16 protein-coding genes are annotated in these 14996 nt (G+C 48.4%); all 16 read left to right on the top strand.

Annotated features, from left to right (window positions below; genetic code table 11):
• Positions 1–53 precede the first annotated feature (53 nt).
• The 16 genes from nadB to lysS all read left to right on the top strand — a co-directional run bounded on the left by nadB (position 54) and on the right by lysS (position 14661).
• Positions 54–1664 (top strand): L-aspartate oxidase, encoded by a 1611-nt coding sequence (nadB, locus tag AC3WTJ_RS35925; protein WP_492526396.1) that lies wholly within the window; start codon positions 54–56, stop codon positions 1662–1664.
• Position 1665: 1 nt separating this feature from the next.
• A complete protein-coding gene (gene nadC, locus AC3WTJ_RS35920) occupies positions 1666–2535 on the top strand; it encodes a carboxylating nicotinate-nucleotide diphosphorylase (protein ID WP_407870196.1) in 870 nt (289 codons plus the stop codon).
• Positions 2532–3296, top strand: a complete 765-nt coding sequence (locus AC3WTJ_RS35915) for a type III pantothenate kinase (RefSeq protein WP_127457158.1) — start codon at positions 2532–2534, stop codon at positions 3294–3296. Before nadC ends, AC3WTJ_RS35915 begins: the two co-directional genes overlap by 4 nt.
• Before the next feature lie 23 nt (positions 3297–3319).
• Positions 3320–4186 (top strand): Hsp33 family molecular chaperone HslO, encoded by an 867-nt coding sequence (gene hslO, locus AC3WTJ_RS35910; protein WP_492526393.1) that lies wholly within the window; start codon positions 3320–3322, stop codon positions 4184–4186.
• A 34-nt stretch (positions 4187–4220) separates the two neighbouring features.
• Complete coding sequence (locus AC3WTJ_RS35905; protein ID WP_492526392.1) at positions 4221–5171, top strand: peptidyl-prolyl cis-trans isomerase; 951 nt, start codon at positions 4221–4223, stop codon at positions 5169–5171.
• A gap of 111 nt (positions 5172–5282) precedes the next feature.
• Positions 5283–6224: a cysteine synthase A gene (gene cysK, locus AC3WTJ_RS35900; protein ID WP_492526390.1), complete on the top strand. Its 942-nt coding sequence runs from the start codon at positions 5283–5285 to the stop codon at positions 6222–6224.
• A 121-nt stretch (positions 6225–6345) separates the two neighbouring features.
• Entirely contained in the window at positions 6346–7884 is a 1539-nt protein-coding gene (locus AC3WTJ_RS35895; protein ID WP_492526388.1) for an anthranilate synthase component I family protein, read from the top strand.
• Between the two features lie 33 nt (positions 7885–7917).
• Positions 7918–8499 (top strand): aminodeoxychorismate/anthranilate synthase component II, encoded by a 582-nt coding sequence (pabA, locus tag AC3WTJ_RS35890; RefSeq protein ID WP_492526386.1) that lies wholly within the window; start codon positions 7918–7920, stop codon positions 8497–8499.
• A 3-nt stretch (positions 8500–8502) separates the two neighbouring features.
• Complete coding sequence (pabC, locus tag AC3WTJ_RS35885; protein ID WP_492526384.1) at positions 8503–9366, top strand: aminodeoxychorismate lyase; 864 nt, start codon at positions 8503–8505, stop codon at positions 9364–9366.
• Between the two features lie 33 nt (positions 9367–9399).
• Positions 9400–10215, top strand: coding sequence for a dihydropteroate synthase (gene folP, locus AC3WTJ_RS35880; protein WP_492526382.1), 816 nt, complete (start codon positions 9400–9402; stop codon positions 10213–10215).
• A 17-nt stretch (positions 10216–10232) separates the two neighbouring features.
• Positions 10233–10601, top strand: a complete 369-nt coding sequence (folB, locus tag AC3WTJ_RS35875; RefSeq protein WP_407870202.1) for a dihydroneopterin aldolase — start codon at positions 10233–10235, stop codon at positions 10599–10601.
• Complete coding sequence (gene folK, locus AC3WTJ_RS35870; protein ID WP_127457167.1) at positions 10598–11113, top strand: 2-amino-4-hydroxy-6-hydroxymethyldihydropteridine diphosphokinase; 516 nt, start codon at positions 10598–10600, stop codon at positions 11111–11113. The genes folB and folK overlap by 4 nt, the downstream gene beginning before the upstream one ends.
• Positions 11095–11307: a helix-turn-helix domain-containing protein gene (locus AC3WTJ_RS35865; RefSeq protein WP_157324443.1), complete on the top strand. Its 213-nt coding sequence runs from the start codon at positions 11095–11097 to the stop codon at positions 11305–11307. The genes folK and AC3WTJ_RS35865 overlap by 19 nt, the downstream gene beginning before the upstream one ends.
• A gap of 17 nt (positions 11308–11324) precedes the next feature.
• A complete protein-coding gene (dusB, locus tag AC3WTJ_RS35860) occupies positions 11325–12341 on the top strand; it encodes a tRNA dihydrouridine synthase DusB (RefSeq protein WP_127457169.1) in 1017 nt (338 codons plus the stop codon).
• Between the two features lie 221 nt (positions 12342–12562).
• Complete coding sequence (gene greA / locus AC3WTJ_RS35855) at positions 12563–13039, top strand: transcription elongation factor GreA (protein WP_127457170.1); 477 nt, start codon at positions 12563–12565, stop codon at positions 13037–13039.
• Between the two features lie 125 nt (positions 13040–13164).
• Positions 13165–14661 carry a lysine--tRNA ligase gene (lysS, locus tag AC3WTJ_RS35850; RefSeq protein ID WP_492526378.1) on the top strand — a complete coding sequence of 499 codons (1497 nt, stop codon included), beginning with the start codon at positions 13165–13167 and terminating at the stop codon, positions 14659–14661.
• Positions 14662–14996: the final 335 nt, after the last annotated feature.

The raw sequence follows: 14996 nt of genomic DNA, 5'->3' as shown, positions 1-14996 counted from the left end.
TTTTCCGATTCTGTTTCTTAGCGAGAATAAATGGTGAAGATCGGGTGAGCGGCATGATTCCTAGATACCTCGTAGATGTAGACTTAAATTCCATTCCTCATGTACATACAGATGTGATTGTGATTGGCGCAGGTATTGCAGGATTATTTACGGCTCTGCGCGCTAGTGAAAATAAGAAAGTTCTGATGATTACGAAGAAATCTCTCCTCGATAGCAATACGCGTTATGCACAAGGCGGGATTGCAGCTGTTATTTCGGATGAGGATTCACCTGAATATCATATGCAGGATACTTTGATCGCCGGCGCCGGCCTCTGCTCACCAGAGGCTGTTGATGTTCTTGTTCACGAAGGTCCTAACGGCGTACAGGATTTGATTCAAATGGGAACTCAGTTCGATCTGGAAAATGGAGAGTTCGCTTTGACGAAGGAAGGGGCTCACAGCCAGCGACGCATTTTGCATGCCCATGGCGATGCTACCGGCGCCGAAATTGTACGAGCCCTTTCGGAGCGCACGAAACAAGATCCGAACATCGAGATCTGGGACGATCACTTCGTGATCGACCTGATCACGCAAGATGGCGAGTGCTACGGTGCACTCGTGCAGAAGCCGGGCGGCCAGCGGGTTTTTGTCCGCGGCAACGCCACGATCCTTTGCTCGGGTGGTGCGGGGCAGCTGTTCCGCTACACCACCAATCCCGATATCGCGACAGCTGACGGCATCGCGATCGCTTACCGTGCCGGTGCGCAAATACAGGATGTGGAATTCGTACAATTCCACCCTACGGCGCTGTGCTATCCTGGCGCTCCCCGCTTTCTGATCTCCGAAGCGGTACGCGGCGAGGGGGCTTACCTTCGCAACATCAAAGGGGAGCGCTTTATGGAAAGGTACCATCCGCAGCTGGAGTTAGCGCCTAGGGATGTTGTGGCTCGCGCTATCGTCGACGAGATGGAGAATTGCAAGTCAACATTTGTATACATAGATATTACACATGAATCTGAGGAACTAATTAAACATCGGTTTCCAACGATTTATGAGTATTGCTTGAATTATGGTTTGGATATGAGCACGGACTGGATCCCGGTTGCTCCCGCAGCTCACTATATGATGGGTGGCGTGAAGACGGATTTGCACGGAGAAACACATGTTCGTCGACTTTTCGCGTGCGGTGAAGTGTCTTCTACAGGTGTACATGGCGCTAACCGCTTAGCGAGCAATTCGTTATCGGAAGCGATCGTCTTCGGCAGAAGGATTATCGAGCGTATTCAAGAGCTGCCGGCTCTGGAAGGCGACATTCAAATCCGAGCGGAGTCCGAAGCACCAAGAACCGAAATTCCGAATCAAGCTGTTGTCGAAAAGAAGCTGAAGCTGCAGAAAGTCATGCTGCGTTACGCCGGATTGAAGCGTTCAGCCAAAGGTCTGCAGAAAGGCCATGATGAACTGTCCAGACAGCTTTCTATTTTTGATTCCTTGATGACGAAACGTGAAGATTATGAGTTTGCTAATTTACTGAACTGTGCATTGCTTACGACAACAGCGGCTTTGGCGCGTGAGGAAAGCCGCGGCGGACATTACCGGGAAGATTTCCCGGAACGGGATGATCGTGACTGGAAGAAGCATATTGTTTTTAAGCGCGGGGAAGATAGCATAGAGGAGTGGATTTAATATGCTGGATTTAAACATGGAACTTATTCGTAAACAGATTCGGCTTTGGCTAGAAGAAGATATTGGCACCGGTGATGTCACGACTCTGACAACGATCCCTTTGGACCATGCGTCCAAAGGGATTATCCACGTCAAAGAAGACGGAATCATCTGCGGTTTGCAAATTGCGCGGGAAGTTTTCGCTGTCGTCGATTCAACGCTTCATTTTGAAACAAAAGTAGCGGAAGGATCGTCAGTTAATAAAGGGACGATTATTGCTGAAGTGGAGGGCAACACGCGAAGCATCCTGCTTGGTGAACGTCTGAGCCTTAACCTCATGCAAAGGTTGTCCGGTATTGCGACCAGAACGCGGGAGTTTGTTAATGCCCTGGAAGGTTTGCCTACCAGACTCGTAGACACAAGGAAGACGACGCCGGGCCATCGGCTGCTTGAGAAATATGCCGTTCGCGTAGGCGGGGGTCATAATCACCGTTTCGGTCTTTATGATGCTGTTATGATCAAGGATAATCACATCAAGGGCTCTGGAGGTATCACACAGGCTATACAAGCGGCCAGGAAGCAGATCCCCCACACCATGAAGATTGAGGTCGAGGTCGAAGATTTTGACCAACTGCATGAAGCGTTATCGGCCCAAGCAGACATTATCATGTTGGATAATATGGCGCCCGCAAAGATGAAGGAAGCAGTTTCCATAATTAAAAGCAAAGCTCCGCATATTGTAGTAGAAGGATCAGGATCTGTAACGGTTCAGACCATTAAAGCAATGGCTGAGTCGGGCGTAGATGTGATCTCGGTTGGACGGTTGACCTACTCGGTTGCAGCGCTGGATATTTCACTTGACCTTAATGAGCGGAAGGGGACAGCGTTATGATTCTCGTGATCGATGTGGGGAATACCAATATTGTGCTTGGCCTCTACAAAGAGCGTACACTTCTGCACCATTGGCGGGTGAGCACGAACCGTTCTGCTACCGTTGATGAGTACGGCATGCAGTTGCATAGCCTTTTTCAACACTCAGGGATTAAATTCAGCGAAGTGGAGGGCGTAATCGTCTCTTCCGTTGTTCCTCCGCTCGTTAGCGTGATGGAAAGCCTTTGTAAGCATTATTTGAAAAGGACGCCATTTACCGTAGGTCCCGGCATTAAAACGGGATTGAATGTACGGGTAGACAATCCCAAAGAAGTTGGGGCGGATCGTATTGTAAATGCGGTTGCTGCTCTTGAATTATATGGTGCTCCTTGTATTATTGTTGATTTCGGCACGGCGACAACCTATGACTATATTGATCCGAACCAGCAGTTAGTGGGATGTGCGATTGCCCCAGGCATTGGTATCTCCACAGAAGCGCTGTATCAAAAGGCGGCGAAACTTCCGCGCATTGAGCTTGTGAAGCCGAAAAGCGTAGTCGGCAAAAATACGGTAGCTGCTATGCAGGCAGGGATTATTTACGGTTACGTGGGTCAGGTTGATGGGATTGTAGAACGTGTAAAACAGGAGTTTAATGTAAATCCTACCGTCATAGCAACGGGGGGGCTTGCAGAATTAATCTCCAGTGAGTCCCGTACGATTCAAATCGTGAATCCTCTGCTGACACTGCAAGGTTTACAAATGATTTATGAGAGAAATGCATAAGCTGTTTAAGGAAAGGACGTAACATGGGCGATTATTTAATTCGAGGAACGGCCCTTCAGGGAAGAGTTCGTGCTTTTGCAGTGCAAACCACCGACCTCACAGATGAACTTAGCCGAAGACACCAAACGACCCCTACCGCCACTGCGGCGTTAGGAAGAACGGCAGCAGCCGGCCTTCTTCTGGGAGCTATGCTCAAAGGTGAGGAGCATCTCATTATTCAAGTCAAAGGAGACGGTCCAATCGGGCAGATTGTGGTCGATGCCAATGCCAAAGGCGAGGTGCGCGGTTATGTGGATAATCCGCTGGTTGACCCTCCCCTCAAAGCGAATGGCAAACTCGATGTTGCCGCTGCGGTCGGAACGGACGGCTTTTTGTACATAACTAAAGATTTAGGTCTCAAAGAACCTTACAAAGGCAGTACTCCGATAATTTCCGGAGAATTAGCGGAAGATTTCACCTACTATTTTGCGAAGTCGGAACAGACGCCTTCAGCTGTAGCTCTTGGTGTTTTGGTAAATACCGATCATACCATCTTGGCGGCGGGTGGATTCGTCATTCAATTGCTTCCTGGATTAAGCGATCAGGAGATTAGTGAAATCGAGGAAATACTCGCACGCATCCCTTCCTTTACAACCATGCTCGGCAGCGGATTAACCCTGGAGGGAATTTTGCAGACGGTATTGCCTTCTTTTCAAACACTCGATCAGATGGATGTTATGTTCCGCTGCAAATGCAGTCGGGAAAGGATTGAATCGACACTCATTTCCCTGGGGAAAGCGGAGCTTCAAGAAATTCTCGATGATGAAGGCTTCGCTGAAGTTGTGTGTCATTTCTGCAATGAAGCCTATCGTTTCGACGAAGAAGACTTGCAACGGATGATTGATCTGTAGATCAGCAGCATTATGGAAATGAAGAGGAGTCAGGATGCAGAACGTAAAGCGATTGTGGGGAGTCATCATTCTGATGGCAGTATGTATTCTCGTGCTCGCATCCTTGCTGATCACTCATACTATGAACCAATCAGAATCGAGTCACCCAGCGGATCCTGAGCAGCAAGGCGAGCAGAACAATGAGCAGGTCGTAGCCAAAATTGGAAGTCGGGAAATTACGCGGCAAGAGCTTCAAACGGCGTTGGAACAACATTACGGTGCAGAACTGTTAGGTCAACTGTTGGATCGCGAAGTGATACTTCTGGAAGGAAACGAGACGGGGACTGCGATTGCAGATGCGGAGATTGCACGTGAGTTGAAACGAATGCAGCAAGGATATGAGAGTGAAGAACAATTTTATACCTCTATGCAAAATCAGTTGGGGCTATCCCGGCAAGAAATCAAAGAGGACGTTACGAATAAACTGCTTTTGGAGAAACTTGCCACCAGCCATATTCAAATAACGGATGCTCAGGTGGAATCTTATGTCCAAGCGCATCCTGACGAATTTAAGCAGGAAACCGAGTACAACATTCAGCAGATTATTGTTTCTACCAAGGATCAGGCGAACAAGGTGATTGCCGCGCTGGCGAAAGGCGTAAGCTTCGAAATCCTGGCTAGAGATCGTTCCCTGGATGACGCGACCAATAATTCGGGAGGGGACCTCGGTTGGATTGAAGGGGATGACCCTTTTGTGTCGGCACCCGTTCTGGAAGCTGCGAAGTTGCTGAAGGCTGGTGAAGTCAGTAAGCCGGTACCGTTAACGCAAGGATTTGCCGTAGTGAAGCTGAAAAACAAGCGTGACAAAGAAAATCCGGATCAAGCGTTTATTCGTGAAAATGTGCGCAGAGAGTTGGCGCTGCAGGAAGCTCCGCCGCTTAAAGATTACATTTCGCAGCTTCGGACGAAATGGAAAGTAGCTGTTATTGCTCCGGAGTTTAGGTAGGCCGGTGAAAATGTGGTTGACAATGCGTGGGTGCATTGATAAGATTAAATGTATAATACCGACTAATTAACTCGGAAATCATCTATTACTCAATCTGGAGGGGAACTAGCAATGGCAAGATTAGTACAAAGCATTACGGATTTGATTGGAGATACACCGCTTGTTCGTTTGAATCGTGTCGTTCCGGAAGGAAGCGCAGAGGTTTATGTTAAATTGGAGTATCAGAACCCTGGTGCCAGCGTTAAAGATCGTATTGCCATCTCCATGATCGAAGTGGCTGAGCAAGAAGGCAAACTTAAGCCTGGTGATACAATTGTTGAGCCAACTAGCGGTAACACAGGAATCGGAATTGCACTAGTTGCAGCAGCTAAAGGATATAAAGCGATTCTGGTTATGCCAGAAACGATGTCATTAGAAAGACGCAACCTGCTTCGTGCTTACGGTGCACAGCTTGTTCTTACACCGGGAGCAGAAGGAATGAAGGGTGCGATCAAACGTGCGGAAGAACTGAAAGCAGAGAATCCTTCCTATTTCATCCCGCAACAATTTGAGAACCCGGCTAACGTGAAAGTTCACCGTGAAACAACAGGTCCAGAAATCGTGGAAGCAATCAAAGGTCACGATGGTAAATTGGATGCTTTCATTTCCGGTATCGGCACAGGCGGTACGATTTCGGGCGCCGGCGGCGTGCTGAAAGAAAACTTCCCTGATATCAAAATTTATGCGGTAGAGCCTGCGGCTTCCCCAGTTCTTTCCGGAGGCAAACCAGGTCCTCACAAAATTCAAGGTATCGGAGCAGGTTTTGTTCCTGGCATTTTGAACACGAACATTTACGATGAAATCATTGCGGTGGAGAACGAAGATGCTTTCGAAACTTCCCGTCGTGTAGCCAAAGAAGAAGGAATTCTTGGCGGTATTTCCTCAGGCGCAGCGATTTACGCGGCTTTGAAAGTGGCCAAAGAACTTGGAGCTGGCAAACGTGTCGTAGCGATCGTACCAAGTAACGGTGAGCGTTACTTGTCTACGCCACTTTACCAATTCGAAGAGCAATAAAGTTGACCTTCATTCAATTAAGTAAGCCTCAGCTCTTGCAGCTGGGGCTTTTTTTCTGTAATAGGTTGGAGTATACTAATGGACAACTAATCTTCGGATATTATTGGAAGGAGGGGCAATCATGATAATAACAACCCTAGAGCAGTGGCGTAGTTGGTCCTCCGCGTATACCATGCTGCCTTACGTCGTTAAGCTCGAGCTGAGCGAAGATCGTATCGTCTCCTGGGAATCAGCTTGGAAGGAAGCGGCGCCGGATTCTTTTGTACTGGAGAGCGGGAAGGGCGGGCGCTACACGTTCCTCGGGTTACAACCATTTTCGACGATACAAGGAAAAGGGTTGGAGGCTGAAATAACCTCGTCCGGTCGTGTAACCCGCATGAAAGGCGAGCCGCTTTCGATCGTGAAACAATGGATGTCTTCCCATCATAGTCCCAAAGTAGAAGGCGGGCCTAAATTCTTAGGCGGATGTGTCGGATACTGGAGCTACGATGTGATTCGTACCATCGAGAAGTTACCGACCCAAGCGGCGGATGATCTGCCAATCCCGGACTACTGCTTTGCTATGTATGATCAAGTATGGGCTGTGGATCACCTTGAGAAGAGCCTATACCTCACGGTCCACACGCCCGTGCAGCCGGACCTGGCTGCGGATGACGCATATCTGCAGCTGCTTTACGCACAGGCGCAAGCGCAGGCAGATGCCATGCTTCGTCGCTGGCAGAGCATCTGCGCTACCAGCGCAGCGGGCTCGCCGCACAGCGGCCCGGAAGGGGCATCGATCGCGCGCGAGCAGCTGCACATCGATGTAGAAAGCATCGCAGGCATCCAGCCTGCGTTCGGCAAAGCCGACTACATGGCGGCGGTGCAGCGCATCCAAGCCTACATCTCGCAAGGTGACGTGTTCCAAGTCAACTTGTCGGTGAGACAGAGCCGGCGCTTGAATACGACGCCGGAAGAGATCTACGAGGCGCTGCGCATCGTCAATCCCTCGCCTTACATGGGCTTGCTGCGTTTCGCAGGCTTCGCCCTCGTCTCCGGCTCGCCGGAGCTGCTCGTGCAGCTGGAGGACGGCGTCCTGCGGACGCGTCCTATCGCTGGCACGCGCCCGCGCGGCAAAGACGAGCAGGATGACCTGCGCCTGGCCGGCGAGCTCATCGACAACGAAAAAGAGCGCGCCGAGCACGTCATGCTGGTCGATCTCGAGCGCAACGACCTCGGACGCATCTCCAAGTACGGCTCCGTCCGCGTCAAAGATTTTATGGTCATCGAGTACTATTCCCATGTCATGCACATCGTCTCCGAAGTAGTTGGCGAGCTGGCGGAAGGCAAGGATGCGTACGATGTCATTGCGGCTACGTTCCCGGGAGGAACAATCACAGGCGCCCCGAAGATTCGGACGATGGAAATCATTGAAGAGCTGGAACCGGTCCGCCGCGGCCCGTACACGGGTTCTATGGGATGGATTGACTATAATGGCAATATGGAATTTAATATTATTATACGCACGCTGGTGGCGGCAGAAGGTATGGGGCATATTCAAGCGGGGGCGGGGATCGTCATCGATTCAATTCCCGAGCGCGAGTATATCGAATCTTTGAACAAAGCCAAAGCGATGTGGAAAGCAATGGAATATAGCGAGCGGAGCATGAGCCGAGCTTAAGCCTGAGCAGGGCTGACGAAAGGGGAGCTTAGAATGATTTTAGTGATTGATAATTATGATTCGTTTACGTACAACCTCGTCCAATACTTGGGGGAGATTGGGGAAGAAGTCATCGTTCGTCGCAATGACGAAATTGATTTAGCAGGTGTGGAGGCCTTGGCGCCCGACCATATCTTAATATCTCCGGGGCCTTGCACGCCGAATGAAGCCGGTATTAGCCTATCACTGATTGACCATTTCAAGGGTAAAATCCCCATGTTCGGCGTTTGTCTGGGACATCAGTCTATCGGACAAGCTTTTGGCGGCGACGTCATTCGCGCTGAGCGCTTAATGCACGGCAAAACCTCAGAAATTTTCCATGATGGCCAAACGTTGTTCGAAGGGTTACCATCTCCTTTCATCGCGACGCGTTACCATTCTTTGATTGTCAAAGCGGAGACGCTGCCTGAATGCTTGGAAGTCAGTGCGCGTACGGCTGAAGGTGAAATCATGGCGCTGCGTCATAAGGAATATCCGATTGAGGGCGTTCAATTTCATCCCGAATCCATTATCACGGAGCACGGCCACCAAATGCTGCGCAATTTTCTACGCCGCACGGCTAAAGCGGGAGCTTAATTTATGATTATTAGCATCAATGGCAAACTTATGGATGAACAACAAGCCGTGGTCTCGGTTTATGATCACGGTTTTCTTTACGGATTAGGTCTCTTTGAGACCTTCCGTACTTATAACAAAGTTCCTTTTCTCCTTGCTGAGCACATGAATCGTCTTGCTGAGGGGTGTAAGGAACTGGGGATTGCGTATGAGCCTGATCTTGAGCGCGTGCAGAATTTAATTGATGAACTGCTAACTGCGAACGAGCTTCAGGATGCTTATATTCGTTTTTCCGTTTCTGCTGGAGTAGAAGCGCTTGGTCTTCCTTCTGGGGACTACGGTCAGCCTACCGAGATTGTCTATATCAAGGCGCTCCCGCCGAGGGATGCGAAAACTTATGAAGAGGGCAAAGCTTTACAGCTGCTGAAGCTGCCTAGAAATACACCGGAGGGCTTGTACCGATTCAAGTCCTTTCACTATATGAACAATATTTTGGCTAAAAGAGAGCTAGGCCAATACCCCTGGGCCACAGGCGCAGAGGGTCTGATGATGAGCGAAGAGGGTTATGTGGCTGAGGGCATTGTCAGCAACATTTTTTTCATTAAGGACGGGACTTGCTACACGCCTTCGCTGGATACGGGCATTTTGGCTGGAATAACGAGAGCGCATATACTGCGAATTGCCCAGCTTGGGCAGATTCCTGTAGAAGATGGATTATATCGATGGGAAGATTTGACGGAGGCCGATGAGGTGTTTTTGGTCAATTCCATTCAAGAAATCGTGCCGGTCACAACTTTATATACACCAAGCGGTCAAAAAATCTCAGTGGGTACAGGAACAGTGGGTCCCATAACCCGTGAGCTGATTCGGACATATAACGAATATTGATAAATTGATAAACATACAGGAAGTGAACAGCAGATGAAAGTGTTATCCTGTAAAGGACACGAACTGCCCATCGGTGATCGAACGATCATCATGGGCATATTGAACGTAACGCCGGACTCCTTTTCGGATGGCGGCTCCTATGTCACCGTAGAAGATGCCATACGCAGAGCTCGGCAAATGGTTGAGGATGGCGCAGATATCATTGATATTGGAGGCGAGTCCACCCGTCCGGGATCTGCGGAGGTGACCGAGGAGGAAGAGCTTCGCCGGGTAATCTCAGTTATTGAAGCGTTAAGTCGCGAAATTAACGTTCCTATTTCTATAGATACGTATAAAGCAGAGGTCGCTAAGCAAGCTTTGGCGGCAGGGGCGCACATCATCAATGATGTATGGGGTGGGCAGGCGGACCCTCGTATGGCTGACATAGCGGCGAACTGCGACTGTCCCTTCATTATTACCCATAACCGAATGAACGCGGAATATAAGGATTTTCTGCCAGAGGTGCTGAGTGATCTTCAGCAATATGTGAGTCAAGCACGAGACGCGGGGGTTCGTGACGAACGGATTATTTTGGACCCCGGCATCGGTTTTGCGAAATCTTACGAACAGAACTTGCAGCTTATGAACCAATTGCGCCCTCTTGTTGATCTTGGGTATCCGGTTCTCCTGGGTACATCGCGTAAAAGCGTAATCGGGATGACGCTGAATCTGCCTCCGGCCGAGCGGTTGGAAGGTTCGCTTTCAACCGTCGTGCTGGGGATCGCACAGGGCTGCGGGATTGTTCGCGTGCATGATGTATTAGCAACCAAGCGGGCCGCCGTCATGACGGATGCCATTATTCGCTCATAATGAAGGAGGTCATAACAATGGACAAAATCACGCTGTCCCGCATGCAGTTTTTTGGTAATCACGGTGTTTTTCCGGAAGAAAATAAATTGGGCCAGCGCTTTTATGTAGATGTCGAGCTGATGCTTCCGCTTCATAAACCCGGACAGTCGGATCATCTCGAAGATACGGTGAATTATGGCGAGGTTTTTTTCAAAGTGAAAGAAATTGTCGAAGGACGCACTTTCCAATTAATTGAAGCTTTAGCGGAAAACATTGCATCAATGCTTCTTCATACTTATACTAGTATCAATGAAGTGACGGTTCGCGTTATTAAGCCGCATCCGCCCTTTGCCGTAATTTTTGATGGCGTAACTGTAGAGATTAACCGAAAGCGGGCAACGACATGACAGCCGAAGAACAAGAACGCAGCATTGCAGCTTATGTCGCATTAGGATCCAATATCAATGATCGCGAACAATATTTGCAGGATGCGATTACAGCGCTGAACCAGGAGTCGGGTATTGTCGTGACTGGCTTGTCCAGTATTTACGAAACCGAGCCGGTCGGTTATGTAGACCAGTCTGCTTTTCTTAATATGGTCGTTCAGATACAAACGGTTATTCCTGCTGAAGATTTGTTATTCAAATTGCTGGCCATTGAGAATCGTTTGGGGAGAAAGCGCGATGTGCGCTGGGGTCCAAGAACGATCGATTTGGATTTGCTTCTGTACGGCGACGAGCAGCTTACGACCCCCGACTTGATCATTCCGCATCCGCGGATGCATGAGCGGGCTTTTGTATTAGTCCCTCTCTCAGAGGTTCTCTACGAGCGGCAAGATGCTGCATTTGAATTCATCTCCGCGAATCTGGAGAAACTGGAAGGAAAGGAAGGCGTTGTGTTATGGAAAAAAGCTCAGTAGCTCAGCGCATACGCGCTTTTCGTAAATTGAAAGGATATACCCAGAATGAATTAGCTGATTTGCTCGGCGTATCGATCGCCATTTTGGGTGCAATTGAAAGAGGAACACGTAAACCGGATACGAAAATCATTAATAAGATCTCGCAGGTGCTTGGTATCGAGCCGGACGAGTTAGTCGCAGTGGTTGCGAGATAAGAGAGGTGGAATCTTCGGTGCTGAAAATAGGTAATGTCGAAGCTCCCAATAAAGTTGTGCTTGCCCCGATGGCGGGCGTTTGTAATCCTGCATTCCGTCTGATTGCCAAAGAGTTTGGCACAGGGCTGGTATGTGCGGAGATGGTAAGTGATAAGGCTATTGTACACGGGAACACCCGTTCTATGGAAATGTTATATGTAGATGACCGGGAGAAACCGCTCAGCTTACAAATCTTCGGCGGCGACACGGAAACACTCGTGCAAGCGGCCAAAATCGTTGATCAGCATACCAATGCAGATATTATTGATATCAATATGGGCTGCCCGGTGCCCAAAATCACCAAATGTGATGCTGGCGCACGTTGGTTGCTTCAACCGGATAAAATTGAACAAATGATCGAAACCGTCGTAAAGGCAGTAAACAAACCTGTTACCGTCAAAATGCGGATCGGCTGGGATTCTGATCACATCTATGCTGTCGAAAATGCAAAAGCTGTCGAAAGAGGCGGCGGCAGCGCAGTTAGCGTCCACGGTCGTACGCGCGAGCAGCTCTACACAGGTAAAGCGGATTGGAACATTATCCGAGATGTGAAGCAAGCTTTGTCGATACCGGTTATTGGTAATGGTGATGTAGTTACGCCTGAGGATGCCAAACGCATGTTGGACCAAACGGGTGTGGACGGCGTCATGATCGGCCGTGGTGCATTAGGCAATCCGTGGATGCTCTACCGCACGGTTCAATATCTTGCTAATGGGGAGTTACCTCCGGAACCAACACCGGAAGAGAAAATCCGCATCGCCATCCTGCACATGGACCGGCTCATAGCACTCAAAGGCGAGCACGTTGCCGTCAAAGAGATGCGTAAACATATGGCTTGGTACCTCAAAGGATTAACAGGAGCAGCTCGTGTGAAGGACGCCATTATGGAGATGTTGAAGCGTGATGAAATGGTTCGGACACTGAATGAATACGTTGAGCACCTTGCTGCGCAATCGTCGTCATCCAGCCAAGAAGAATCTCCCGTACTGCATTAAATCATGCAGCTATGGTTGAGATTGACATTTTGAAACGGTTGCAATATAATCAGTCAATATTAATGTGTTCCTGCATATATTGAAAGACAAACGAGTAAGTTCCTAATTTTATAACCGTGAATTCATACTACTTGAATCAGCTCTATAAAGACCTAACTCCTAGCAGGAAGCATCGATTCAACGATATGAAAATCTTTCACATGACGGGAGATCAGTTGGTAATGGCTGAAAAAGAGGTCATTCTTACACCAGAAGGTTTGAGAAGGCTCGAGGACGAGCTTGAGCATCTTAAATCCGTGAAGCGCCGCGAAGTCGCGGAGAGAATCAAGGTTGCCATCGGGTATGGCGATATCAGTGAGAACTCGGAGTACGAAGATGCGAAGAACGAGCAAGCCTTTATCGAAGGCAGAATTATCACTTTAGAAAAAATGCTGCGCAATGCGCGGATTATTAATAACGACGATGTGGATATCAACACGGTAAGTGTAGGATCCATCGTTACACTGAAGGATTTGGAATTCGGTGATTTGGTTGAGTACAATATTGTAGGTACTGCGGAGTCTGATCCGCTACAGAATAAGATTTCCAATGAAAGCCCGGTGGGCAAAGCAATTCTTGGCAAGCAAAAGGGCGCAACCGTTGATGTTAACGTTCCAGCTGGCGTCATTCAGTATCAAATTGTTGATATTAAAAAGTAGCGTGCAGCCGCAGCCCCGTTGCAGTTTACCTTTGCTTAGCATAGGCAAATTGTCTGGAAAGCTTCCTTACGGAAGCTTTTTTCCGGTTTTAGCACCCTTTACTAAAATATGTAGGAGATGAAAACATGAGCCAGGAAGTGGAATTGAACGAATTGCTCGTCATTCGCCGTAACAAATTGGACGAGCTTCGCGGTCTGGGCGTAGACCCTTTCGGCAGCAAATACGTTAGAACGCATACAACGCAAGAGATCTTGACAGCTTACCAGGACAAAACAAAGGAAGAGCTGGACGAAGAGATCCACGAGGTTAGTATTGCAGGACGTATTATGCAAAAAAGAGGCATGGGTAAAGCAAGTTTCGCTCATATCCAAGACATTACAGGGAAAATTCAAATCTACGTACGGGAAGATGCGTTGGATGCGAACAAGTACAAAGCCTTTGATCTTTTGGATCTGGGCGACATGGTTGGCGTTCAAGGTGTTGTTTTTAAAACGAAAACCGGAGAAACCTCCATCAAGGTTAAGTCTCTTGAGGTATTGACCAAGTCCTTACTTCCGCTTCCGGACAAATTCCATGGTCTTAGCGACGTAGAATTGCGTTATCGTCAACGCTATGTTGATTTGATTATGAATCAAGATGTTCAACAGACATTTATTCTGCGTTCCCGTATTATTCAGTCGATGCGCCGTTACCTGGATTCGCTGGGTTATTTAGAAGTGGAAACACCGACGCTTCATTCGGTTGCAGGCGGGGCTTCGGCTCGTCCGTTTAATACGCATCATAATGCTTTGGATATGCAGCTACATATGCGTATTGCCATTGAGCTTCACTTGAAACGTCTAATTGTTGGCGGACTAGAGAAAGTTTACGAAATTGGTCGTGTATACCGGAACGAAGGTATCTCCACGCGCCATAATCCAGAATTTACGATGATTGAGTTGTACGAAGCCTATGCTGACTACAAAGACATAATGAAGCTGACTGAGGAGCTTATTGCGCATATCGCTCAAGAGGTTCTTGGTACGACTTCAATTCCTTATGGAGATCACGTGGTTGATCTAGCTGTTGGCTGGAGACGTATCTCCATGGTTGATGCGGTTAAAGAAGTGAAAGGTGTAGACTTCGGCGTTCAAATGACGAACGAGGAAGCGCATCGCTTAGCCAAAGAGCATAATGTGCCGGTGGAGCCGCATATGACATTTGGTCATATTTTGAACCAATTCTTTGAGACGTTTGTAGAAGAGACGCTGATCCAGCCGACCTTTATTTATGGACATCCTCTAGAAATTTCACCGCTTGCCAAAAAGAACCCGGAAGATCCGCGTTTCACGGATCGCTTCGAGCTCTTTATCGTAGCTCGTGAGCATGCGAATGCATTTACTGAGCTTAACGATCCTATCGATCAAAGGGAGCGTTTCGAGGCTCAGCTTCGTGAGAAGGAGCAGGGGAATGATGAAGCTCATGAAATGGATGAGGACTTCATCCGTGCATTGGAATATGGAATGCCGCCAACAGGTGGTTTAGGAATAGGAATCGACCGTTTGGTTATGCTATTGACCAATGCCCCGTCTATTCGCGATGTCTTGTTGTTCCCGCTTATGCGTGAGCGTCAAGGAGAGTAAGGAAGACCATTTCGGGGCATCGTAAGGTGCCTCGAAATTTTTTGTCGAAAGTACTTGCATTGTCTGTGGCGTCTGTGGTATCTTATAAAAGTTGCCGCTGAGGACAACGAGCAAATGGTTGAAAAACAACTTAAAAAATAAGTTGCAAACAAAAACTCAGTATGGTATATTGAATTTCCGGCTTTCGAGAGAGAGCGAATAGGACAAGGGTTCTTGATCTTTGAAAACTGAACAACGAGTGAGTAAGCACAGTCGAGCAATCGACTATAAATGAGATTGTAAAATCTCGCTAGCAAGTCAATGAGCTATTCAGCTTTTCTATTATGGAGAGTTTG

Source organism: Paenibacillus sp. FW101-FHT12H11, from assembly GCF_058790355.1.
This window is presented reverse-complemented; position numbering and strand designations above follow the sequence as displayed.